The following is a 24,694-nucleotide window of genomic DNA, read 5'->3' as shown; positions in this document are numbered from 1 at the left end:
CTTTTGTAGTGGCTTCTTCAAGAAGTGCTTTTCCGGTTACAGAAGCTTTCTTTCCTGTGGCTGCTTCTTCCATGAAGAGGATCATGGCTGCTGAAACGAGGGCTTTTACATCGCCGTCTCTTCTGCCGTCACTGATGATCTCTCCGAGTTTCGAGAGAGCACTGTTGGAGGAACCGAATTCAGCCTTGAAATCGATCTTGTTTACATTGACAATTTTGGACGCAACATTTGTGGGGCTCTTAATGATCTTTGGTGGCTTTTGTGAGAAACCTGCAAAGTTGAGCAGAAATAGTGCTGCCAATGCGAATGCGAAAAATCTGGTGTTGATTTTCATTGTGATACCTTTGTTGTTGGTGATTGATGATTGTTTGTTATAAACTGAATTAAAGATTTTCATTATGAGTCTTTAACCGAAGTCACTAAATTGTTGTTCCCGGGTTTTTGACTTGTCGCTTTTCAGTGTGACACAGGTAACACGACTACTTAAAAACTATGGCATTCACAATTTCGTTTATAAGGTTTTCGAGATTATTCGAACTTCCTGTTTTGGTAAATGACTTTACTGTGTTTTTATCCTTTACGATTTTGAATGTCACTTCCACTTTATCTCCCTTGACGGTGTATGTGCCGGTCAGTTTCATGGCACCGGGATAGCTTTTCACATTCCAGAAAATCAGTCTCGCTGCTGTGCCCAGTTCAGAAATTGATGAAAGACGATCATCGATTTTCTCGGAAAGGGAAAGAACATCAATGAGATCGTTTGCATCGAGAAAGACGGAATTTACAAATACAGGTTTTTCCTGTGCCAGAGGTATCAAAGCCTTCTCTTTGTCATCGAGTATGCCAATATCGAAACTTTCCGCACCTTTTGGTGAAAAGATTCTGGGCTCCTGAATTCCACCGATACCTTCAGCGAGCTTTGGCACCATTTCACGGGCATGTTGCATAAGGAGGCTGATATCAATCGATTTGTTGTCTTTAAGGGCAAGTCCTCTCATCCCGGAAAGAATGCTGTAGGTGAGGAGACCCTGGCCGTATTTGCTTGCTTCGTAGCTTACAGCATCGGCAGCACTTCCAGTAATGATGTGAAGTCCGGTTCTGTCCTTCATCCTTTCCATGGCTTTTACTATGGAACTCGAGATATCCCTTTTTTCAGCGAGGTTGTCTACCAGTTTGCCCGAAGCACAGGCGTCAATAATAAGAACCTGCTTTAAGGCAGCGACATTTTTAAGCATTTCGATCATCTCACTTCCCGAAATGGTGGTGGACTTTCTGACCGCTTCGTCCTTGTAAACTTCGGGATTTGGTGAGAAGGCATCCTGTGTGAGGTAATAGAGATCGCTTTCGTCTCCACCGAGGTTGATTCCGTGTCCTGCAAGATAGACCACAATTACATCTTCGGAATTTGCTTTTTTGCCTATGTCTGTAAATGTTTTTTGGATGTTTGCCTTTGTGGGCATTGTTCCGTTCTTGTCATCGGTGGAAAGGAGGTATTTATGAGTTTTTTCTTTTGTGAAAAGATGTTCAGCACCAAGGGAGGTGGCGGTCATAAAATCCTTCGCATCCTTTCCCGCATATTTGAGATCGAGTTTGTCACCGGTATAATCACCAACCCCGACCGATACAATAAATATTGAAGGGGCAAGATTTGGTTTCTCATAGATGAACTCTGCCACATCGCCCGAAGATGAGAGTGTGCCCGACTCATTCCAGGTTACCACCTCGAGTTTGTTTTCACCATTGACAAGGTACGGATGATTCTTTATATCGATGGTAATAGTGGCATTTTTCTGTTTTGGATTGATTTTGCCATCTCTTGCATCAGAGGACATCTCTTTCCCGTTGAGGAATATCTGGAGTTTACCGATACCTCCACCTTTGTTTTCTATTGAGACCTTGACTTTCCCGTAGTTTTCCCTGAATTCGAATTCCGACACTTCGGGCCAGAGTTTTAATTCCTTGTCGATTGCTTCGACAAAACGGAGCTGTTCTTCATTCATCATCTTTTCAAAGAGACCCGGTTCCCAGTATTTATCTTTCAACTGGCTGAAAGCAATCACATCGAGTCCCTGGACATAGTACATGCTTTCCATCGCTCCGGGGGATGCATCAAAAAGCCCTCCGGGGTGAAGAACAACCCAGTCATTTTCACCGAAGGATGCAAAGGAGAAGAGTTCAACACCGGTAGCTATGTCGTAAAAAGTCAGGAGACTGTTTTTGTGAGAGATCAGAAGCCCTCTTTTGAAAGAAAGATCGAAAGCCAGACCGGTCAACGGGTATTTCTTTACCATCTGACCGGAAATGGCATCCCAAATGATTGCCAGCTTGTCTTCGCTGAATGTGATAACCTGTTTACCGTCAGGGCTGAATGCAACGAGATTGACGGGCTCCGGATGACCTTCCAGGGTTAAAAGCTCCCTGCCGGTTTGTACATCCCAGATTCTGACAGTATGATCGAGTGAGCCTGATACAATTTTTTTCCCGTCCGCCGAAAAGGCAACAGCCATAACAAACGAATGATGTCCCGTAAAAGATTTAAATTTTTTCCCTGTAAACGGGTCGATAAGAAGAACCAGACTGTCCCTCATTGCCGTTGCTATGGACTTGCCGTCAGGACTGAATGCAAAAGTCTGCATGTCACCGTACAACCATTTATACCTGTTTATTTCAGCGCCTGTTTCTGCATTAAAGACAACTCCTGAAGAATCATCCGTTATGGCTACAATTCTTTTTCCATCTGGACTGTAAGCAGCCTTGTAAATAAAAGCTGAAGCGAGTTTCATGTCAGAGATAATTTTTTTAGTAACCGGATTCCACTCAAAAATATTCTCGTTCCAACCTGTTGTAAGCACTTTTTCACCGTCCGGACTAAAGGAGGCAAACCATCCACCGGGGATTCCATCACCGAGTTTCCCTTTGATCTTTCCTGAAAGAGCATCCCAAACCCTGATTGTTTCGCCTTCTGAGAGAACCACAATTTGCTTTCCGTCTTTGCTGAATTCGGCACTTCTTACGGATGCGGTACCACCTTTGAATTCACGGACAGTGGCTCCTTTGTCGAGATCGTATGTGAGGACACGCCCGTTATAATCCCCGAATGCTGCGGTTTTTCCGTCATTGCTAATGGTGGTGGCGCCAACGAGTGACGGCATGTCGGAAACCAGACTGACCATGCCGAGCGTATTCATGTCCCAAACCACGGGGTTCGCCTGAAGATAGGAGACAACGAGTTTTTTTTCATCGGGAGTAAACAGCATGTCGCACAGATTACCCGGATTTTCGAGGAAGTAAACAATTTCATTGAGAAGTTTACCGGTCTCCGTTTGCCAGATACGAATCGTATCACCCTGATTCGAAGTCAGAAACAGTTTGGAATCAGGACTGAAAATTGCTGTGTTTTCGGCATCGGGCTGTCCCATAAATTTACCGGCAAGTTTTCCTGACTTCACCTCCCAAAGTCTAACCACTCCATCCATTGAAGTGGTGAAAAAGTATTTTGAGTCGGGTGAGAATCCCGTTTGGAGGGGCCATGGAGAATCATTTTCAACAGTTAAAACAGTTTTGCCGTTTGAGGCATCCCAGATTATTACAGTCTTGTCCCACGATAGCGTAACGATTAATTTACCGTCAGGGCTGAATTTTCCCGATTCTATGGTTCCGGTTTGTCCTTTGAGAGAAAATGCAACTTCACCTGTATTTACATCCCAGACATTGGTTATTCCCTCATAACCCGTCACCAGCACTCGTTTACCATCGGGACTGAACTGCGCACCTGTAATGGAGACAGTATCGATATAGAGATTGTGCAGGAGCATTCCTGTGGCAGTTTCCCAGATTTTTACCGACTTATCCCACGAGTGGGTAAGAAATCTGGTTCCATCGGGGCTGAAACATGCACCGTTAATTTGTTTCGTATGACCCGTCATGGTTCGCAGAAGGTACCCGGTTTTAATATTCCAAAGCTTGGCTGTGTTGTCCCAGCTTGAGGAAAGGAGAAGACTGCCATCGGGGTTAAAATCCACAGAGCGGACAATATCCTTGTGTCCAACGGGGAGAATGAGTTCGGGTTTATTCTGTGAAAAACAGGCTGGAACAGCGAGGAGTAAAAGGAAAAACACTCTCATCGGAGTACTTTCAAATAAAAATTGATCATTTTTGCTTTTATAAGACTAAAAATAATCAAAAGCAGGAACAGAGCAAAGAAATTTAAAAAAATATCATTAGGTTGTGATTCAGGATATAAATTATCTTGCCGGGAATACATAAGTTTGGTCAGGTGACACTTCCAACCGCCTGGAAGGAAGTGTGGATACCCACTTTTTTATTGGCGTTGGAATGAAAAATTTTTTTGTTATTGTTTCCTTCAGTCTCGCGTTATCCTTTACATTCCCTGTGGAAGCTCAGGTCAGCCAAGGCAGGAAATGTCTCATAGTTGCCATAGGCGACTACAAATATCTCAAACGAATCTCCTCCGAAAATGACATCCCTCTGATAAAATCAGCACTTGAAAAGCAGGGATTCAAGGATTTTCGCATTCTTGAAAACAGTCAGGCTACGAAAAAGAACATACTCGCAGAGCTGACCAGACTCGAAAAAGATACCAAGGCGGGTGACATGGTTGTGATCCACTTTTCTGCTCACGGACAGGGAATTCCCGATGACAACGGTGACGAACCGGATGGTGTGGATGAAAGCATCTGCTGTTATGGAGCGGAGCAGTACCTTTCAGATACCTACAGGGGTGAGGAGCACATCCGGGATGATTTGCTAGGGGAAAAACTCGACAAAATCAGAGAGAAGGCTGGAGAAAAGGGGCAGGTTCTGGTTTTGCTCGATGCGTGCTTTTCGGGTTCGGGTACAAGGGGCGAAGGAAAAGTATCCCGCGGGATCGGAAATCTATTGATAAAAAAGGGCTCGGTTGTTGAAAAAGCGATTAAGGACGGTCTCACATTCGGCGAAAAGGATTTGACAAAAGGGAACGGCAAGCTTTCACCCATGACTGTTCTTTCAGCAGCAAGAGCCGATGAACTGAATTACGAATATCTCGATCAGGGCTCCCTGTCTTATGCTTTCAACAAAGCTCTCACCAGTAATACCGGAAAGGAAGTGTCATACAGGTCACTTTTTGCCGGAATAATCTCCACCATGTCAACGATAGTACCGTATCAGAATCCTGTTGCAGAAGGGGAAGGAATCGACCTCCCCGTTTTTGGAGAAGGATTGACAGTGGCTCCTGAATATTTCAATGTACTGGAATTTGATCATGAAAAAAAACTTGCTCTCCTCTCGGGTGGAAAGATCGCCGGCATATATCCATCGTCAAAAATTGCTTTTTACAAGGCAGGAATGACCGATACCACGGGGCAGATGCTTTATTTTACCGGTGAGGTTGTTTCTTCAGGCTCCCTTACATCGATAGTGAAGCTTCAAAAACTTCCCGGCGATCTGACACCACAGGCTGTCTGGTGCTGGTTGCGGGAGGCTTCACTTCCCCTGGACACAGTAAAAATTGCGATAAAAGGGGATGTGTTGCAAATTCTTCCAAAAGGTTTTCTCGAAGATGTGAAGAAATTCAAACTCGCCAAAATTGTTGACAAAAAGGATGCAGGTGATTTGTCAATAGAAAAATCAGAAACTCCGGGGCTCTTTAAAGTAGTCTCAACCGGTACGGGCACTGTCCTGCTTGATGAAACAAAAGATGAAGCCAGGCTGAAGCAAGTGATCCGGAATTTCACCAAAGCTCGCCTATTTGAATCGATGAATTTCAACTATCCCGATATCACACCCGGGATGGAACTGATTCCGGTAAGGTTCGACAAGGATAAAAGAAAAGTTACCGATACACTTCAGATTAAAGATTATTTCAAAGACGGGGTGTTGACTGTGGGTGACGATAATTATTTCATGATAAAAATCAGGAATACGGGAGAAAGGAAAGCGTTTTTTAACATCGTCAGTATCGAAGAGGATTCCAGAATAATGCTGTTGATTCCATGGCTGAAAAAAAACGAGAGCCCTGCAAATTACTTCATCGAGCCGGGAGAAGAATTTGTTATACCAAATTTTGTATATCGATTCAGAAACAAGTCTCCTTTCAACTACACATCGGAGACCATTAAAATTATTTTTACTCTTCAGCCACTTGACCTCAGGTATGCTTTCATGCGCTCTGCAGGTGATGATCCGGGTAACTATGGCGGCAACAATTCCATTCTTGAAGAGATAATGAAAATGGATGACGGATTTATGAGCAGAGGAACGCTTGATGTCCTGCAGGATGAAAAAATATCCACATTTAAAATCACAATCCGTAAAAAACGGTTGTGAAAAAGACTTTAAAAAAACAGACAGTATCATGAAAACTAAAATTTTCTTTTTGTCATTTCTCCTTTTGTCGGTTCCACTTTTTTCACAGACGGGGGAGGAGTATTACAATACTGCATACGAATTTTACAAATCGAACGACTTCAAGAATGCATTGATAAATGCTGAGAAGGCAATTGCGATTTTTGAGGAAGACGACGACCTTGTTCCCGAATACTACTATGCAATTCTGGTAGCTGCTTTTTCATATAATGCTTCTTCAAATTTTGCAAAAGCGGCGACATTACTCGAGAAAGGAATGAACAGCTATTCCGAAGGTGATGACGCGATTTATGCGACAATAATAAGCACTCTTGCTCAGGCATGGCAGGCACTGGGTAGGGTCAAAGAAGCCGAGGAACTGCTTCTTAAGGCGATTCAAATAAACGAGGATATCTATGGAGAGGAAAGTTCCGAGTATGGGAAGGCACTGACAAATCTCGCGACACTTTACTTTATCCAAAAGGATTTTAGTAAGAGTGAGACTCTTTTATTAAAAGCTTCAGATATTTACAAAGCTGTTTACGGTGAAGAGCATCCATATTACGGTGGAAGTCTAAATAATCTCGCGACTTTATACAGAGACATGGGAAATTATTCAAACGCCGAACCACTCTATCTGGAAGTGATTGGTATTTTCAAGAAGGCTTTTGGTGAAGAAGATGTTAATCTTGCAGACCCCTTCAATGGAATCGGGATGCTTTATTACTATTTGGGAAATTACAACAAAGCGGAATTTTATCTCTCCCGTGCAGTTCAGATAAAGAAAAAAAATCCTGGTGAATCGAGTGAAGAATATGCAACAGGCATAATGAACCTCGGTGTGCTTTACAATAACATGGGTAACTTTAGCAAGGCAGAGCCACTTCTTCTAAAGGCTATCGAGATTTATAAAAAAGTTTTAGGCACCTCTCATCCACAATATGCGCAATCCCTCAATAATCTCGCTTCTTTATATTATTCCACAAAGAAAACGGAGAAAATTGAGCCACTTTTACTCGAAGTATTGCAGGTGTATAAAAAAGCATATGGTGAAAAACATCATCTGATAGCAACCACCAGACAAAATCTTGCCCAGTATTATGCAATGACGGGCAATTATACAAAAGCTGAACCGCTTTTGATGGAGTCCTTGAAGTATTTAAAAGAGGTGTTCGGTGAGGAACATTCAGAGTATCTGACTGTTTACAGCAATCTCGGAGTACTCTATTATTTGTCAGATCAGTATGATAAAGCCGATCCCATTCTTAAAGATGTATTGAGGCTACGGAAAAAAGCTCTGGGAGAGGGGCATCCCGACAGTTTTACTTCAATGCTGATTCTTGGGGGGCTCTATTTTTATGCCGGCAGAATAAATGAAGTAAATCCACTGCTTGAGCAGGCACTGTCGCTTTCACAAAAATGGATTAAATCTTCTTTTTCGGGATTGAGTGAGCTGGAGAAATCATATCTGGCGAAACAGTTTGACCTCTACTACAATTTTGCACTGAACACCATTTCTGCAAAACCCGATGCGGAGAAAAAGAGAATTTACGAAAAACTGATCTTCAGAAAAGGACTTGTGCTTAACTCAACTGTAAATACTAAGGCTTTTATTGGCTTTTCGAACGATTCCGGGATAAAATCCCTTTATTCAGAACTTTTAAACATAAAGAAACTGATATCTGATCTCTATTCCCAAACCGAAGATCAGCGGAAGAGTTCGGGTTACAATCTTGATTCACTCGAAGAGAAGTCGAACGGGATAGAAAAGGAATTAATGAACAGGTCTTCGGTGTATAAAAATTTCGTTATGATTCCTGATTACAAGTGGGAGGAGATTAAAAAGAGTTTGAAACCCGATGAAGCGATAGTTGATCTGATCAAATTTCCATATTTCGATAAGAAATGGACAGAGCTTGCAGTATTTAACCATAACAGATATGCAGCATTCATCACGAGAGATGATTCAAGTGCAGAGCCGGTATATTACGAATTCAAGGACGGAAACAGGCTGGATACAATTGTTATCCCTGCATTAAACATAGCAAATCAGGAGGGAAGCAGAGAAACCTCACCTGATCCTGACGATGACAAGGTAATAGATTTGACTGCAAAACCTGAACTGAAACCTGACTTTTATGCTGAACTGTTTGCCCCGCTTGCAGAACGGTTAAAAGGAATTAAAAGAATTTATTTCAGTCTTGACGGCGAGTTTTACAAGGTTAATTTTAACACGATTAAAAACACAAAAACCGGCAAATATCTGATAGAGGAGTATGAGATTGTTTACATTTCAAGTCCCGTTGATCTGGCAAAAACAGATGGGAAACAATCCCGTAACAAAACTGCGGTACTGGTCGGATATCCGAACTATGATCTGACTCTGGACAGCCTTAAGGATGTTTCAGGAGCGAGCAGGGAAGTTTATGTGAATACCGGTAGCATGAAGAAATATGACCTTCAAATGTTACCCGGAACCAAAGAAGAGGCGCTCAGCACGGCAGGGATACTTAAAGGAAACGGGTGGGAAGTGGAATCGCTGTTGTTTGATCAGGCAACCGAATCGAATGTCAAAAATGTTTCTGCTCCCGCAGTGCTCTCGATTTCAACTCACGGATATTTTTCACCATCTCCCAAATCAGATTATAAAGAGAGTTTTTTTATGGGGACAGAAACCAGAAAAGCCTCTGAGAACCCCATGCTTCGAAGCGGACTTTTTCTGACAGGAGCGGAGACTTTCCTGAATTCACCGGATGAGAAGAGATCGCAGTTCTCTGAGAACGGAATTTTGACCGCTTTCGAAGCTTCGCAAATGAATCTTGTTGGCACCGACCTTGTTGTCCTCTCTGCGTGTGAAACGGGCCTTGGTGAGGTAAACAACGGTGAAGGTGTTTTCGGGCTTCAGAGGGGCTTTCTGGGAGCCGGAGCAGGGTCAATTCTAATGAGTCTCTGGAAAGTTGATGACAACGCAACCAAAGAGTTGATGATTAAGTTTATGGGGAAATATGCCACCGGATTTAACAAACCGGCTGCACTTCGACAGGCTCAGATTGAACTTATGAAAGACTATCCTCAACCTTACTATTGGGGAGCTTTTGTTCTGATCGGAAAATAGAAAAAAAGCGGAACGACTAAAAATATATAGTCATTCCGCTATTCAGAAAAGCTGTTTGCCTTTATTTTCTAAAGAATATCTGTCTGCTCGAGGGTCTTCCATCAATCATAACTGTGGAAGTATAGATTCCCACAGGTACTTTTTTGTCGAAGCGGTCATGACCGGTCCAGATGATTCTGTTGTCGTATGCAAGGTCTTTGACAGGTATTGTCACAACATGGTTGCCTGCAATGTCTCTTATGACAATCTCGGTTGTTTTTGCACCTGTTTTATACTTGGTGTAGATTCTTGGATTCACTCCGGTAAATTTCGCAATTTTTTCCCTTGAGAACGATTTGATATCTATTTTCGCCGGGGTGGAGATAAACACATTCTCATTTCCGGGAAGTGTATAATATTTTCTTCCTTTTGAGGGATAATTTACACCGTCAGTTTTTTCGCCTGCATCAAATGTAAATTCAAGCGTCTCTTTTTTTACAGAGGCAGGAAGTGTGACTGTGTAATAATCACCGGCAACCTTGTTCATTTTGAGCCGTTCGGTTTTTTTGTAGCCTGTCTTGTAAACAAGATAGACGCTTTTGGCATTAACTTCATCTTTGAATCTCTTGTGCAGTTTTATGTCACCGTTTTTCATCACTTCAAGATTAGGATGTGTCGCTGCTTCAAGTGAGGAGACAAGTCCGTAACCGTAAAGGTTATCAGCCAGGAGTCTCTGGTCGGATGTGTATCTCAGGATAAATCTTGCCTGGGTGTTTTTAAGATGAGGGAAAAGTGAAAGTAGCTGTCCGCCTATACCTGCGGCGATCGGAGTGGCAGCAGAGGTTCCGTTTGATCTCTCAAATTTGTTCTTTGAGGAAGCAAGAGCACCAAATACCGATACACCGGCAGCAGAAAAATCAGGTTTTATTCTTCCGTCTGCTGTAGGACCACCCGAGGAAAAGTCAGCTATTTCTCTGTTTTTTGTCACAGCACCGATGGCGAGAGCCTGATAGCCATCACCCGGGGTTGAAACATAAAACCACGGGTCACCTGCCGAATTACCCGAGGCAGTAAATGTCAGAATTCCTTTTGAAAAAGCGTAATTAATTGCCTTTGTACAAATGGCAGTCTCGCCTGTAAGGTCTTCATATCTGTATGTGGCATCATCAAAAACTGTGTATCCGAGGGAGCTCGTTGTTATATCGACTCCGATGCTGTCCATCCACTGAATAGCGGCTGCGTAATTGTCTTCTTCAACCATCCGTTCAAATTCTGTTGTTTCAGTCTTTGCCAGAACAAAGGTGGCTTCGTGTGAAGGACCGACAAGTTTCCCTTCCATATATCCACCACAAACGGAGAAACAGAAAGTGCCGTGACCGTGTTGCCCTGCTGGATCGCCATCCTGATTTGCAGTTACATTATCTTTTTTTACAAAATCGTATTCAGCAATTACTTTTCTGGTTTTAAGAGCTTCGTGACGCTGCCAGTCGAATCCGGAATCGAGTACACCAATTCTGACACCCTTTCCCTTCGCACCCATTCTGTTTACATCGGGGACATCGGAAATTTTATACTGAATATAGGATCCACCATAAAGTTTTGCATCCTCTTCGGACCTGTCAGATTGTCCCGAAGGCAACGAAAACGGGGTATTGAGATGTGAAACAGGCATGGCTGAGGTGGAATTTGCCGTTGCCAGCAATTCTTCATCGAGAGGATTAAGAGTGTTTCGGAACTCGAGGGGGACTTTTATTTTGATGACAGGACGGACATTTTTTACAAAATCGAGGTTTTTGATCTTTTCAATCGTCTTTTTGTCAGCAGATACGGAGACACAATCGAACCACTTCAATATCCATCTTACTTTTGCACCCGCGAGTTCAAGCCGTGAAATGTAACTGTTCGAAACAGGAATATCTTCTTCAGAGATAAAAGAGGAGCTGCCCAGATTTTTTATCCTTCTCATGATGCTTTCTGAAGAGAGAGAAGCGGCAGTGAGATTCCAAATCTGTGAACCGGGTGAAAAACTGCCTGTGAATCCTTTGTCTTTCAGGAACACCATGAAGTTTTCCTGTGCTGCGACAGGGATTAGGAAAAAAACGGACAAAAGAGAAAGGAAAAGAAGATTTTTCATAACAAAAACCTTAGTTAACTGCTTTAAAGAATCTGTTGAATTTAAGATCGGGGAAAAAGCCCGTTGAAAAGGGATTTACCGACCAGTAGATGAATGATACTTCACCAATAATGTAATCGTAGGGGACATATCCCCAAAACCGGCTGTCGAGACTGTTATCCCGGTTGTCTCCCAACACAAAATAATAATCGTTTTGTACAATATAACTATTTATTTCTTTACCATTTAACAGGAATTTATGCCCCAAAATCGTGAGAGAAGTGTCACCTCGTTCTTTGCTTATTACCTCTTCCCATTGCAGATAATTGCTGATGTTAAGGGAAATGGTATCTCCTTTTTTGGGAATGTAGAGGGGTCCGTACCAGTCCTCGTTCCAGTCATCATAACCGGGGAAAAGTTGAGAATTATTCTCTGACCGGGGTTTTATTTTTTTCTTTTTGAGGTGTTCGGGCAGAGGTGATTTCTTTCCGTTCACATAGACCACGCCGGCTTCAATTTTTACTGTATCGCCGGGAAGAGCAATCAGCCTTTTCACATACGAGGGGTTACTGAAATCGTCTTTTCTCCCTTCGGGGAACTTGAAGACGATAACGGAATTCTTCTCCGGTTGGGATGAACCCGCCCATGTGAAGAAGGGAATTTCGATGCTTGTTAACGGGATATTTAGAGGTTCCTGCCTTGAGAAGAGGAACTTGTTTACCACTATAAAATCGCCCGGTTCAAGGGATGCTTCCATTGAGTTGGTGGTAATCCTGAAAGTTGAGATGAAAAAAAGACGGAGGGTCAGGACTATCATAAGAAACAGGAAGAGAATAAAACCTATTTTACCGTAAAACTTTTTGTTTGGCAAGGATTATTCTAAACGGGAATTGATGTGTGGTGAAACCCGGAATCAGACAGCAAAAGGGGAGAACCGGCTCCCCATGACTGTGAATTCCACTTTTTAATCTTCAATCTGAAGTACTGCCAGGAACGCTTCCTGCGGAATTTCCACATTTCCTACCTGTTTCATCCGTTTTTTACCCTCTTTTTGTTTCTCGAGGAGTTTCCGTTTACGGGAAATGTCGCCGCCGTAGCATTTAGCGATAACATTTTTACGCATGGCTTTTACAGTTGAACGAGAGATCACTTTTGATCCGATTGCAGCCTGAATTGAAATTTCGAACAACTGACGCGGAATCAGATCTTTTAGTTTATCGCAGACTTTTCTTCCCCAGTCGTACGACTTTGACCTGTGGACAATCATGGAAAGAGCATCAACAGGTTCGGCGTTAAGGAGGATATCCAGTTTAATCAGATCAGATTCCTGATAACCAATCAGTTCATAATCAAACGAGGCGTAACCCCTTGAGATTGATTTCAATTTATCATAAAAATCGAAAATGATTTCAGAAAGAGGGAATTCAAAGCTTAAGTCGGCTCTTGTGGGGTCTATATAGGTCGTATTTTTGTAGATACCCCTTTTATCCATGGCGAGTTTCATAATACCGCCGACATACTCGCTTGGGGTGACGATTTGTGCTTTTACATACGGTTCCTGAATGATATCGATATCCCCTGCAGGTGGCATATGGTCGGGATTATCAACAACGATTTTTTCACCGTTTCTTTTGTAAACTATATATTCCACATTGGGGAGAGTGGTAATGATTGCCTGGTCGAACTCTCTGAAAAGGCGTTCCTGAACAATCTCCATGTGAAGCAGCCCGAGGAAACCGCAACGGAAACCGAATCCCAGTGCGGCAGAAGTTTCGGGTTCGTAAATGAGGGATGCATCGTTCAGAATATATTTGTCGAGTGCATCACGGAGGTCTTCAAAATCTTCTGTGTTCGTGGGATAAAGACCGCTGTAAACCATCGGTTTTATTTCCTGGTACCCCGGAAGAGGATCTTCAGCTCCACCTTTTGAGTGAGTGATGGTATCACCCACCTTGGTATCTTTAACATCTTTTATGCCACCGATGATATAGCCGACACTACCTGCCGTAATGGAACCGGTTCTTATTTTCCCGAGACGAAGTGTACCCACTTCCTCGGCGATATACTCTTTATCATGGGCGAAGAATCTGATTTTTTCTTTTTCTTTTATGACACCGTTCATTACTCTTACATATGCGATGGCACCTCTGTAGGGATCGAATACGGAGTCAAAGATTAATGCCTGCAGAGGTTTGTCGGGATCGCCTTTTGGTGGCGGTATCTTTTCAACCACTGCTTCAAGTATATCAACAATTCCAATTTTGGTTTTTGCGCTGGCGTAGATAATCTCTTCTTTTTTACAGCCGAGCAATTCAATTACCTGCTGGGCAATTCTGTCGGGTTCAGCACCGGGTAAATCAATTTTATTTAGCACGGGAATTATTTCGAGACCGGCACCAATTGCCAGATAGAGATTTGAAATTGTCTGAGCCTCTACGCCCTGTGAGGCATCCACTATCAGGAGGGCACCTTCGCATGCAGCGAGGGAGCGGGAAACTTCATATGTAAAGTCGACATGCCCCGGAGTGTCTATCAAATTCAGAACATAACCAGCCCCGTCTTTAGCCTTGTATTCCATCTGAATGGCATGTGATTTGATGGTAATACCGCGTTCTCTTTCGAGGTCCATACTGTCGAGTATCTGGGCTTTGGCTTCCCGGTCACTTACAGTTCCGGTGGTTTCCAGCAGCCTGTCAGCGATGGTGCTTTTGCCATGGTCGATGTGTGCAATTATGCAGAAGTTTCTGATATTATTCATTTATCTCCGGTTCGGAATTTTAAATTTTCGTAACTACAAAGTTACAAAGAAATAGGGGAAGGATTTTACCGGTTTATGGTGATTTTTTCGTCCACTTAAAACAAGTAACTTGATTTTTTTATTTGGATCTTGTTCTATGATCGGGCAAAATCCATTAGCGGTTGATAGTTCATACCATCTGCTTCTTTCAGAGCTGTAAGATATGCACTTCTTGCTTCTCCTTTTTTTACAAGGCTCCTGCTTCCCCATGTAAACATTGGTTGATTAAAATATTTGGAAATCAGAATGTCTGCCATAAGCCTTGAGTGTCTGCCGTTTCCATTGCTGAATGGATGGATTACGACCAATCTGTGACTTAATCGGATTGCTATTTCATCGTACCGGAAAGATTGCTTTTCTATCCAAAAATTACAATTCTCCAAAAGGTTCTTGAGTTCAAGCCTGATTTGATATTTATCAACACCAATATTCTTGTTCGTCGTTCTGAATTCACCAGCCCACCTCCACACATCTTTAAACATAACCCTGTGTAACTTCTGAATAAATTCAACAGAGAGAATTTCATAAGTGTTAAAATTACTTAAACGAACCCATTTTACAGCGTTTGCGACCCCGAGCTGTTCAAATTCATCGAGTTCTCCACGAGTTGATATAGTTTTGATCAGTAAGCCTTCCATCTCATCCGGTTCCAACGGTGTCTGTTCATCTTCGTAATCTGGAATCAGTCCCATAATTTCCCCGGTTTATTTTCAATCAAATCGCGGATAATATCATTAATTGCTTCATCAATTCTACTGTTGGAGACCCCCTGATTTTCCAATTCCATAGTATGAGCAGATTGATGCACAATCTCAGTGGCAATTTGTATTGCTCTCTTTAGTACCAGCTCTTCCATTGATTCATTAATTGGAATAAATCCGTAAACAAGTTTCATCCCCATTGCATTGCCTGCTTCGCGCAATTTCCCGAGGGTGACAGTTTCATCCCTCTCTCTTTCTTCCAATTGTGCAATCCCTTGAGGCGACATGTTAAGTCTCGTTGCCAGATGCCTCAGTGACATACCCATTGCTCTTCTTATGGCAAAGAGCCAACCGGCCTTTGGAACAGCTATTGCTGATTCCAGAGAAGCGATCCTGGACATTTTACTTCGAAGCTGACTCAGTTCCAGTTTTCTTTTCTGTCTATTCATTTTAAAGCTATAAATTGAAATCTGTGGATAAAAATAAATGTATATATTTAAAATATGAAAAAATATTCAATTTATATGTTAAAAAATTTATTCTGAATTTTAAGATTTTTATCTGCCCTCATCAAGTTTTTGCATTGCGGAGATATAGCCAATCTCGATGAGCTCTTTCACTTTTGTGAAGTCAAGAAGGGAAAAGTCACGGGTGTCGGGGGTGATGAGGATATCGGGTTTTGCAACCTGCATGTTCAGGCGGCTGATTTGATCCTGGACGATGAAGAAGGACTGAGCCATTACATTCCACATGGTTGGATCGGGCTCTTTCTCCTCGCTTTTTTTGCCAAGCATCTCGAAAGGTTTTTTGAGCAATTCCTGGATCTTCTCATTTATGGAAAGAGAGGCGACGCGAGGATCGAGTAACACAGGATGTTGGATCTGCTCTGACGGGGCTATCACAGGCGAAGTGCCGGTGATACTTACGGCGATAATTTTGTCGATTTTTTTGTTCTTCAGGATGTCAACAGGAACCGGGTTAACGAGGGCGCCATCCGCCAGTCTTCTGCCGTTTATGCTTGCCGGAACAAACATCACAGGGATTGAAACACTTGCCCTTATTGCGGACTTCAGGTCACCGGAATCGAGGATAACAGGTTCACCGGTATTTATGTCCGTGGCTACAGCAGAAAAAGGAATTTTAAGATCGTTGAAGTTTTTATCTCCAAAGATGGAGAGAATAAATTCCTCAAGGAATTTTGACTTAACAAGAGAGGAACGGGAAAAGGAGGGGAAAAACATTTTCGCCATCAGTTTCCAGTCGTTTTGAGTAGCGATATCTTCCAGTTGCTTGACGGACATTCCGGCAGCGTAGGCACCACCGATAAGTGCCCCCATACTGCAACCCGAAATATAGTCAAGTTTTATATTCTTCTCCCGGAGAGCTTTGAGTACACCGATATGTGCGATTCCTCTTGCAGCACCACTTCCGAGAGCAAGTCCGATTGTCTTTTTTCTAAAGGGATTTAGAAATTTCATCGAAGGATTCCTGTTTGAACAAAGTGTCGGGAACTGAACAAATTACCGGGACAAATATATTCAAAACATGTTAAAAACCTTTACATGGGGATAAAACCAGAATCAATAATGATACAGATTCTACTGATTGTGGCTTTTAAATCGCCTGACGCTTTCTGATCGTAACTTAAGGTGTTTTGTCTTCCTTCCATTTACCCTTTCGCGCCACATCCTGAAACTTGATGGTTTCATTTCGCGTCTCATAATGGCTCTGACATCGTTCTCTTTCAACCCGAATTGTTTTTCGATAGCTTCAAATGGGGTTCTGTCTTCCCATGCCATTTCAATTATTCTGGAGATCTCGGGGTGTGATATTTCTTCAGTTTTCATTGAATCTCCCCTGGAGCCTTACCGGGTTTGGCATAAGCAAGGCGTGCGAGACGGGAAGTAGTGTGGTAACTGTCAAGTCCCGATATTGCTACAGCACCTTCTTTTTCCAGATCGATAAATCCGTCTGGAAGAATCAGGTTATCCGGAATAATCGCTTCGACGATTTCGCCAACGATAAAAATTGTGTTATTCGCTTTGATTTCATGCATTTCAAGATATTTTACCCCTAATTTGACCGGGGATTCTGCAACATAAGGTGCGGGTAATATTTCTGAGAACCATGGAGTAAGACCAACAGCTTCAAATTCGGAAACTCCCTTTGGATATCTCGCAGAAGTCTGATGAGCAGCCTTATAGAATTCCTTAGATACATGGTTAACCGTGTAAAATCCTGTCGAGATAATATTGTCAAAGGAATCTCGAACGACAGTTACAGGTCGCATAACAAGTCCGATCAGGGGAGGATTAGCGCCTAGATGCACCACAGAGCTGAAAATGGAGAGATTATTGTTCCCCTGCGCGTCGACGGTGCCAATGAGATTTGCACTTTTGAAGCCTGTTACTGAATTAATCAGGTTGGTACGATATTGTTTTTCAAGAATGGCTATCGATTCTTTGTTGAATTTCATTTTGATAAACCGGGTTGTTGCAGATTTTATACTCATTTAACCTTTCATCACCGAAATAAATTCAATATGGAAGCTGAAATATTTTTTTACCAGGTGTATAGGAAAATTCAAAAAAGAGTTTAGCTTTCAACTGTGAATTTCTGCTGACTTTGTATCACAGTAAACCAAAGTGAAATCCAAAAGTGTCCGGAGGTCGCCATGTTAAAGGACAAAGTAGAGTTGCACTCGAGGGGAAACGATCACGCTGTTGTGGTCAGAACAATATTTCTTCCAAATGGTAAAATGGCACATGATTTTTATCTTTTCACCGGAATTACCGGCAGGGGAGAATTTGACGACATTCATTATACAAGTGAAGGTCATCTAAATATAGAACTGCATGATGCAGTTACAGGAATTGTAGTCGGGAATTTCTTCTATCCAAATGATATGATTGCCGACCGGTACGATCTGAAAAAAGAAGAATGGGATTCCGCCTATGAGGAGAGAATGAAGAGCAGGATCTGAAAGAGTAAGGCTCTAAAAATTTATCTTTTCTAACAGCTTAAAGTTCGTAAATTTGGCAGTTAGTTTAAATCGATTTTAGAGTATGATATCTCGACAGGGATATACCGGTGCTCAATGACCTGTAGAAAGTTAATTAATGGAATTTCTTGGACATGTGTGGGAGATAGTAAACCACCTGGATGGCTATCTCAGTGTAATAATCTCCGAATACGGCAACATAACATACCTTTTTCTTTTCGTTTTAATTCTGCTGGAGACGAATTTTGTTCTTACACCACTTTTGCCCGGTGTTACCATTCTTTTCGCAGCCGGCACAATAGCAGCAGCCGGACAGTTGAACCCCTATGCTCTTTATCTGCTTTTTACAATGGCAGTGTTTATTGGAGATATCTTCAATTATGGAATAGGCAGACGACTCGGTGACAGAGCATATAAAATGGATAACAGGTTCATTCGACCCTCATATCTGATCGCCACAGAAGGATTTTTCAAGAAGCATGGCAAAACAACCATGTTCCTCGCCCGCTATTTTCCGATGGTAAGAACTTTTGCACCGTTCGTTGCCGGAATCGTTAAAATGAAGTTTTCAACATTCATTCTTTCCAGTCTTCTTTCGGCTGCGATTTACATTCTGCTGTATGTCGGGGCGGGTTACTTCTTCGGACATATTCCATTCGTTCAGAAAAATCTTACCCTTACGCTTTTCATAGTTGCTTTTGCATCGGTGATACCGATGGGTTACAAAGCTCTCCACAACTGGTTAATCCGCAAAAAACATTTAAAATAAAAAAGGCTGCCCCTCTCGAGACAGCCTTACAATGGTAAATTACTTCCTTATCTTAGAAGTCAATCTTTACTTTATATTTCTTTGAATAGTCGAGAGCAAGGGCACTTGCCACAAAAATCGAAGAATAAGTACCGACGATAATACCGAAGAAAAGAGTGAATGCAAATGCTCTTAGCACTTCACCACCCACCAGAAGAAGAATCACAACGCCCATAAGGGTCGTTCCACCGGTAAGGATGGTTCTGCTCATGGTTTTATTCACAGCTTCATTCATCAAAACTTCGAGGTTACCACCTTTATGTATTTTCATCGTCTCTCTCACTCTGTCGAATACAATTACGGTATCATTAATTGAGTAACCAATGAGTGTCAGGAATGCTGCAACAATGGTAAGGTCAATCTCGAGATTAAGTCCGGGAATTACCCCGTAAAAGAGAGAGAAGAGACCAATCGAGAGCAACACATCATGAAAAAGTGCAACGACCGCAGTTGAAGCAAAGAGGAATTTGAATCTGAAAGCGAGATAGATGAGGATACCGAGCAATGAAAGTACCACTGCTATAATTGCATCTCTTTTCAACTCGTTTCCAACTTTCGGTCCGATTCTGTCTTCTCTAAGAACTTTAAAGTTGTTACCTGTTAGTTTTTCCTTAAGGTTCTCTTTGATAACATCAGAGACACCGACTCTTACAATAACTTCAGAGTTGCCTGCTTCAAAAGAGACTCGTGAAGCCTGGAAACCCTGTTCGAAAAGTAACTGGCTTACTTTTGTTGCAGTGTCCGGACCGGCAAATTTGTAGGTAACCGAGCTTTTAACCGAGTCAAAAATCTTATCAATTTTAATCCCCGGATAAGCTTTGGTTAAATTCCCTTCAATGACGCCAAGCAATTTAGGTTTGATCGAAGCAGGAATATCCTGGACTTCAGTTCTGATCAGGGCACCTGTTTCTGCGCCGAAGGTTTTAACTTCGATGTTTCCCAAACCTGAATTCTCAAGATAATCTCTAACTTTGGTGATATCGATAACCTTTTCGAACTCAAGCACTACTTCAGTACCACCTTTAAAGTCGATACCAAATTGCAATCCTCTGGCAAAAATACTGATTAAACCGAGGACAAAAATTGTGGTCGAGAGGATATAGAAATATTTCCTCTTGCCCATAAAATCAACATTTAGATTATGAAAAATTCGCATTATTTATTTAGCTCCTTAAAAACCTTTTAAGATTAACCGATCGAAACAGGGTGACCCTTGTCGGTGAAATATTCGAAAATAACCTTCGCAATAACGAGGGCACCAAACAGAGAAGTAAGAATACCAATCATAAGAGTCAGTGCGAAACCCTGTACAGGACCTGTACCGAACTGGTAGAGGATTATACTGGTAATGAGAGTAGTTATGTTTGAATCCCAAATGGCAGCACCTGCTTTGGCGAATCCGCCTTCAACAGCGGCTTTCATGGTTTTACCCAGAGCCATCTCTTCTCGAATTCTTTCATAAATCAGTACATTTGAATCCACAGCCATACCAATCGTCAGCACGATACCTGCGATACCGGGGAGGGTAAGCGTAGCTCCGAAAGCAGCAAGTGTACCGATGATAAGGAGAATCACAAAGACGAGCGCAAAAGAAGCAATTCCACCTGCACCTTTGTAATATACAATCATGAAAAGTGCCACGAGAGCGAAACCAAAAAGAACGGACTGCAAACCGGCAGAAATTGAATCCTCACCGAGTGATGGTCCTACTGTTCTTTCTTCAATAATGTCAACAGGAGCAGCGAAAGCACCTGCATTAAGGATGTTTGCAAGAAGCTTTGCTTCGTTAAGATCTTTCATACCGTCAATCTGGCTTCTGCCACCGGTAATTTTGTTCTTGATAACAGGTGCTGAGTAAACGACACCATCGAGCACTATAGCACATCTTTTATCAACATTTGCACCTGTGATGCGAGCCCACTCAACAGAACCCTCTGAGTTCATTGTCATGGAAACAACAGCACCGGCAGCGCCTCCCGGATCGGGAGTGCCCACAGCTTCTGTAATAACTCCACCTGTAAGTTCAGGTTTTTTGTTCACACAGAAGAGGGTGTAAATTTTTTCTCCCTTGTCAGAAAGGAAGGTATGGTTTGAAAAGACGAATTCGTCATTTTCGCCCATAATTGCCTGGGCTATCTGCGAATTCAGCAGTCTCTGCAATTTTTCCTTGTTTGAAGCGGGAACATAAATTTCACCAGTTTGTTCACTTGGTGAAATGAGAGCAAAAATTGGATTCTCTTTGGCGAGCTGTTCAGGAGATTTTTTCCCTGTGTCAGTTTTGGCAGCAATGTTTGTATCTGTTTTTTTGCCGGAGTCAACTTTTGCAACAGCAGTCGAATCAGTTTTGGTCTCAGCCTTTTTATCAGTTTTTGCAACAGCGGTGGTATCGGTTTTTTTAGTGGAATCAACTTTATCAGTCTTTTCTTCTTCAACCTTGCCGCCTGCGAGAGAATTGTTAATTCTGGTAATCAGGTTAAAGGCATACTGGGGTTCTCTGACCATTTTGAATTCGAGGAGTGCGGTACTCTGAATAAGCTGTCTTGCTTCCTCTTCATTGGAGATACCGGGAAGCTCTACAACAATACGGTTCTGACCCTGTTTTTGAATGACGGGCTCTGAAACACCATACTGGTCGATACGGTTTCTCAAGATCTGTTCGGCTCTTGTAACCGCATCAGTTGCCTGATCTTTAAGCTGTGCTGAAATTTTGGCATCATCCTGATCGATATTGCCGAAATATCTGCTTAAGCGGATGTTTTTCTCCTGCAGTTTCCTGACCATTACATTAACGACAGATTCATCATTTGCGTTGGCTTCTTTGGAAGCTTCATCAAGGAGCTTCACAAATACCGGATCGGGGTCCTGGGCGAGCTTTTGCAGAAGCTGCGCGGTGTTCACTTCAAGAACGACGCGCATTCCACCCTGAAGATCGAGACCGAGCTTAACTCTTTTGGCTCTAACTTTGGCGTAATCTTCATCAACAGTCTTGAGACTGTCTTCAAAGTTCTTAAGAAGACCGGAAAGAGTCTCCTTCTTCATCCCCGGGTAGGTCTTGTTCAAAAATTTCTCGTGAGCGGAAACTTTTTCTTTTATCTCTGCAGTTTTAAGGTAGTCCTGGTATGTGGGATATAAGAAATATATCGACAGAGCTACTAACGCAACAGTGATCAGAATCCTGTATAGGTACTTTTCCATAAATTTAACTTAACTCGACTATTTAATATGAAAAAAAATTCAGACAAGCAATTTACCTTTAACTCCTTAAAAAATCAACTAATTTGCGAGTGCACTACTCATATAATTAAAAAAAAAGATCAGAATTGTTAATTTTGTGTTAAAATTTGATAAAAATAAATTTGCGACCAACAAAACCGGATGAAAAAAGATGAAATTTGACGAAAGATTTGAGAGGATATTTTTGGCGACCGAGGGGGGATCACTCCCTGAAAGAGACGGGATAGACGAGAATTACAAGTGGGATGTGTCGCACATATATCAAAATGATGAGGAATGGGAAGCGGAATTTGCGAAAATTCAGTCGATGATCGACGGGTATGACAGGTTCAAAGGAACAATATCAAAAGATGCGGCAGCTCTGGCTGAGTGCATAAAATTTGACGAACTCGTTTCCATGACAGTAGAGAAACTCCATCTTTTCGTAATGCTGAAAAAGGACAGCGACCTGCGGGTGAATAAATATCAGGGGCTGAATGACAGAATCAGAAACCTCTACACGATTGCCGGTTCGAAGGCATCATTCATCCTGCCGGAACTGAATGTTACGCCTGATTCAGTGATTGAAGAAGCAATTGCCAGATTTGGACTTGAAGGTTATGAACACTTTTTTGACGACTTAAGGAGAAAACAGGCGCACACACTTTCAGAAAAAGAGGAAATGCTGCTTGCTCTCTCTTCAAGCGTAACAGGTGGGGCTTACGAGATTTTCTCGATATTTTCGGATGCTGATTTGAAATTCCCAAAAGTGACCGGAGAGTCGGGTGAAGAGCTGGAGATGTCACACGGTCGTTTTTATGCTGCACTCTACTCCAAGGATTCAGCTTACAGGGAACGGGCTTACAAAGCATTTTATTCTCCTTTTAAGGATTATGCGAACACCTTTTCAGTTATTTTCAACAATAATCTGAAAGGGAAGATTTTCAATGCCCGGGCAAGGAATTTTGGAAGCTCACTCGATGCCGCACTTCACACCAACAACATTCCTGTATCGGTTTATGAGAATCTGATTGAGACAGTCAGTGAAAATCTGGCACCCATGCACAGGTGGGCTGAAATAAAGAGACGGATGCTAAAGCAGGATAAAATTCACCCTTACGATTCATATGTAACTATTTTTGACTCGAATGAAGTGAAAAAATACAGTTGGGAGGAAGCCCGAAAGCTCGTGGTTGATTCACTTCAAATAATGGGAAGCGAGTATCTTGAGGCAATCAACAGGGCATTCGACAACCGTTGGATTGATGTTTTTGAGACAGCCGGAAAGAGATCTGGAGCTTATTCATCAGGCTGCACTTATGGTACCCACCCGTATGTATTGATGAATTTTACAGGCAATCTAAATGATGTGTTCACACTTGCGCACGAGATGGGGCACAATATGCATTCATGGTTTACGGGTGAAACACAGCCACCGGTCTATGCAGACTACTCGATATTCCTCGCTGAAGTGGCGAGTACCTTCAATGAATCCCTGCTTCTTGAGCATCTGATCAAGACAAGTGAGAGCAAATCTGAAAAACTTTCGTTGATGGAAAAATTCCTGAACAGTGTTACAGCCACTTTCTACAGACAGACAATGTTTGCCGAATTTGAGAAGATTGCTTATGCAAGAGTTGAGAATGGTGAGGCACTCACGGCTACAGAGCTTAAGGAATTATACAAATCGCTCTACGGCAAATATTGGGGTGATGCGATGGAAGTGGATGAGGAAGAAGAATATACCTGGGCGCGAATCCCTCATTTCTACTACAATTTTTATGTTTACCAGTATGCCACAGGAATGGCAGCTTCGGAAGCTCTCGTAAGTCTGGTGAAGAAAGAGGGGCAGCCTGCAGTTGACCGTTATCTGAATTTTCTGAGATCCGGAAAATCGAAATACTCAATAGATATTTTAAGTGATGCGGGAGTGGATATGAGAAAACCGGATGCTGTAACTGCAATAATCAGCAGGATGAACAGCATTATTGACGAGATGGAGACTCTGCTTTAATTATTTAAAGTTGATATTTACTTTGCCGGGAGGAGTTCTCTGCGTCTGCGGATTCTGTCCGGCAGTCGTGAAGAGGGACTGGTTTCTCATCGTAGCCTGAGTAGTGGATGGTTTTTCCGTCGGGGTATATGAAATGGTACCTGTGCTGATCCCGCGGAAATTTGCCTGCTGATTGTTTACAACCTGAAACACATTTCTTTTTGGGATGCTCTGCTGCACAATATTCATGTTAACGCGGCTCTGGGCTCGTGAGCGCCGGGCTTCATCATTTCTTCTCAACGGGGGATTTGGAGCTTTTAACCTCTCAACATTTTCTACCGGCAGTTGCTCCTCTTTTTGTTTTGGAGCTTCTTTTTCTTTTGAAGGGATCCGTGCTTTTTTTACTTGTGGCTGATTGGGGTTTTTTTGCATTGCAAGCTGTGCGGCGTATAGTTCGGGACCCGTTTTGGGAGGCTTTTTCCCTGTGATAAGGGCTTTCAGTTTGGCATAACCAAACGACAGGAGAATAAAAACAGTTATCACTATCGTAAAGATAATTACAACTTGTTTTACTAAAGGAATTATGCCGGTATCCATCTGTACGCTTTTACGCTTTCTACAATCTGCAA

At 42.4% G+C, this 24,694-nt stretch carries 18 protein-coding genes; 5 read left to right on the top strand and 13 right to left on the bottom strand.

Features of this window, described 5'->3' with window-relative positions:
• On the bottom strand, positions 1–397 hold a 397-nt coding region (locus LCH52_05280), incomplete at its 3' end, for a hypothetical protein (GenBank protein ID MCA0387889.1).
• An 82-nt stretch (positions 398–479) separates the two neighbouring features.
• On the bottom strand, positions 480–4,124 hold the full coding sequence (locus LCH52_05275; protein MCA0387888.1) for a caspase family protein: 3,645 nt from the start codon (positions 4,122–4,124) through the stop codon (positions 480–482).
• 211 nt (positions 4,125–4,335) lie between these two features.
• Between LCH52_05275 and LCH52_05270 the strand changes: the two genes are divergently transcribed.
• Complete coding sequence (locus tag LCH52_05270; protein MCA0387887.1) at positions 4,336–6,327, top strand: caspase family protein; 1,992 nt, start codon at positions 4,336–4,338, stop codon at positions 6,325–6,327.
• Between the two features lie 28 nt (positions 6,328–6,355).
• The gene (locus tag LCH52_05265) at positions 6,356–9,460 is read left to right on the top strand and encodes a CHAT domain-containing protein (GenBank protein ID MCA0387886.1); all 3,105 of its coding nucleotides are present in this window, start codon (positions 6,356–6,358) and stop codon (positions 9,458–9,460) included.
• A gap of 61 nt (positions 9,461–9,521) precedes the next feature.
• Here the strand turns inward: LCH52_05265 and LCH52_05260 are convergent, their stop codons facing one another.
• From LCH52_05260 to LCH52_05225, 8 genes are all read right to left on the bottom strand, one after another.
• Positions 9,522–11,573: a S8 family serine peptidase gene (locus tag LCH52_05260; GenBank protein ID MCA0387885.1), complete on the bottom strand. Its 2,052-nt coding sequence runs from the start codon at positions 11,571–11,573 to the stop codon at positions 9,522–9,524.
• Between the two features lie 10 nt (positions 11,574–11,583).
• Positions 11,584–12,423 carry a signal peptidase I gene (lepB, locus tag LCH52_05255; GenBank protein MCA0387884.1) on the bottom strand — a complete coding sequence of 280 codons (840 nt, stop codon included), beginning with the start codon at positions 12,421–12,423 and terminating at the stop codon, positions 11,584–11,586.
• A gap of 93 nt (positions 12,424–12,516) precedes the next feature.
• Positions 12,517–14,310: a translation elongation factor 4 gene (gene lepA, locus LCH52_05250; GenBank protein MCA0387883.1), complete on the bottom strand. Its 1,794-nt coding sequence runs from the start codon at positions 14,308–14,310 to the stop codon at positions 12,517–12,519.
• Between the two features lie 134 nt (positions 14,311–14,444).
• Positions 14,445–15,041: a mobile mystery protein B gene (locus tag LCH52_05245; protein ID MCA0387882.1), complete on the bottom strand. Its 597-nt coding sequence runs from the start codon at positions 15,039–15,041 to the stop codon at positions 14,445–14,447.
• Complete coding sequence (locus LCH52_05240) at positions 15,032–15,499, bottom strand: mobile mystery protein A (GenBank protein ID MCA0387881.1); 468 nt, start codon at positions 15,497–15,499, stop codon at positions 15,032–15,034. Before LCH52_05240 ends, LCH52_05245 begins: the two co-directional genes overlap by 10 nt.
• A 108-nt stretch (positions 15,500–15,607) precedes the next feature.
• Complete coding sequence (locus LCH52_05235; protein ID MCA0387880.1) at positions 15,608–16,528, bottom strand: patatin-like phospholipase family protein; 921 nt, start codon at positions 16,526–16,528, stop codon at positions 15,608–15,610.
• 120 nt (positions 16,529–16,648) lie between these two features.
• Positions 16,649–16,897, bottom strand: a complete 249-nt coding sequence (locus LCH52_05230; protein MCA0387879.1) for a TIGR03643 family protein — start codon at positions 16,895–16,897, stop codon at positions 16,649–16,651.
• Entirely contained in the window at positions 16,894–17,562 is a 669-nt protein-coding gene (locus LCH52_05225; protein MCA0387878.1) for a flavin reductase, read from the bottom strand. Before LCH52_05225 ends, LCH52_05230 begins: the two co-directional genes overlap by 4 nt.
• Before the next feature lie 162 nt (positions 17,563–17,724).
• Between LCH52_05225 and LCH52_05220 the strand changes: the two genes are divergently transcribed.
• Positions 17,725–18,033, top strand: a complete 309-nt coding sequence (locus LCH52_05220; protein MCA0387877.1) for a hypothetical protein — start codon at positions 17,725–17,727, stop codon at positions 18,031–18,033.
• 136 nt (positions 18,034–18,169) lie between these two features.
• Complete coding sequence (locus LCH52_05215; GenBank protein MCA0387876.1) at positions 18,170–18,820, top strand: VTT domain-containing protein; 651 nt, start codon at positions 18,170–18,172, stop codon at positions 18,818–18,820.
• 52 nt (positions 18,821–18,872) lie between these two features.
• Here the strand turns inward: LCH52_05215 and secF are convergent, their stop codons facing one another.
• Positions 18,873–20,015: a protein translocase subunit SecF gene (gene secF, locus LCH52_05210; protein MCA0387875.1), complete on the bottom strand. Its 1,143-nt coding sequence runs from the start codon at positions 20,013–20,015 to the stop codon at positions 18,873–18,875.
• A gap of 32 nt (positions 20,016–20,047) precedes the next feature.
• On the bottom strand, positions 20,048–22,054 hold the full coding sequence (gene secD / locus LCH52_05205) for a protein translocase subunit SecD (GenBank protein ID MCA0387874.1): 2,007 nt from the start codon (positions 22,052–22,054) through the stop codon (positions 20,048–20,050).
• 190 nt (positions 22,055–22,244) lie between these two features.
• Between secD and pepF the strand changes: the two genes are divergently transcribed.
• Positions 22,245–24,086 carry an oligoendopeptidase F gene (pepF, locus tag LCH52_05200; GenBank protein ID MCA0387873.1) on the top strand — a complete coding sequence of 614 codons (1,842 nt, stop codon included), beginning with the start codon at positions 22,245–22,247 and terminating at the stop codon, positions 24,084–24,086.
• Here the strand turns inward: pepF and LCH52_05195 are convergent, their stop codons facing one another.
• Entirely contained in the window at positions 24,087–24,662 is a 576-nt protein-coding gene (locus LCH52_05195) for a hypothetical protein (GenBank protein MCA0387872.1), read from the bottom strand.
• Between the last annotated feature and the right edge of the window lie 32 nt (positions 24,663–24,694).

It is taken from the genome of Bacteroidota bacterium (genome assembly GCA_020161395.1).
GTDB lineage: Bacteria > Bacteroidota > Ignavibacteria > Ignavibacteriales > Ignavibacteriaceae > UTCHB3.
Note: the sequence above shows the minus strand (reverse complement) of the source record. Positions and strands in the feature narration are given on the sequence as shown.

Excerpts from the sequence above, each read along its gene's own strand:
- LCH52_05225 (MCA0387878.1), bottom strand. The coding sequence starts at position 17,562 with ATGAGTATAAAATCTGCAACAACCCGGTTTATCAAAATGAAATTCAAC.
- LCH52_05240 (MCA0387881.1), bottom strand. The coding sequence starts at position 15,499 with ATGAATAGACAGAAAAGAAAACTGGAACTGAGTCAGCTTCGAAGTAAA.
- secF (MCA0387875.1), bottom strand. The coding sequence starts at position 20,015 with ATGCGAATTTTTCATAATCTAAATGTTGATTTTATGGGCAAGAGGAAA.
- LCH52_05220 (MCA0387877.1), top strand. The coding sequence starts at position 17,725 with ATGTTAAAGGACAAAGTAGAGTTGCACTCGAGGGGAAACGATCACGCT.
- LCH52_05230 (MCA0387879.1), bottom strand. The coding sequence starts at position 16,897 with ATGAAAACTGAAGAAATATCACACCCCGAGATCTCCAGAATAATTGAA.
- LCH52_05215 (MCA0387876.1), top strand. The coding sequence starts at position 18,170 with ATGGAATTTCTTGGACATGTGTGGGAGATAGTAAACCACCTGGATGGC.
- LCH52_05265 (MCA0387886.1), top strand. The coding sequence starts at position 6,356 with ATGAAAACTAAAATTTTCTTTTTGTCATTTCTCCTTTTGTCGGTTCCA.
- secD (MCA0387874.1), bottom strand. The coding sequence starts at position 22,054 with ATGGAAAAGTACCTATACAGGATTCTGATCACTGTTGCGTTAGTAGCT.
- lepA (MCA0387883.1), bottom strand. The coding sequence starts at position 14,310 with ATGAATAATATCAGAAACTTCTGCATAATTGCACACATCGACCATGGC.
- pepF (MCA0387873.1), top strand. The coding sequence starts at position 22,245 with ATGAAATTTGACGAAAGATTTGAGAGGATATTTTTGGCGACCGAGGGG.
- LCH52_05275 (MCA0387888.1), bottom strand. The coding sequence starts at position 4,124 with ATGAGAGTGTTTTTCCTTTTACTCCTCGCTGTTCCAGCCTGTTTTTCA.
- LCH52_05245 (MCA0387882.1), bottom strand. The coding sequence starts at position 15,041 with ATGGGACTGATTCCAGATTACGAAGATGAACAGACACCGTTGGAACCG.
- LCH52_05260 (MCA0387885.1), bottom strand. The coding sequence starts at position 11,573 with ATGAAAAATCTTCTTTTCCTTTCTCTTTTGTCCGTTTTTTTCCTAATC.
- LCH52_05195 (MCA0387872.1), bottom strand. The coding sequence starts at position 24,662 with ATGGATACCGGCATAATTCCTTTAGTAAAACAAGTTGTAATTATCTTT.
- LCH52_05270 (MCA0387887.1), top strand. The coding sequence starts at position 4,336 with ATGAAAAATTTTTTTGTTATTGTTTCCTTCAGTCTCGCGTTATCCTTT.
- LCH52_05235 (MCA0387880.1), bottom strand. The coding sequence starts at position 16,528 with ATGAAATTTCTAAATCCCTTTAGAAAAAAGACAATCGGACTTGCTCTC.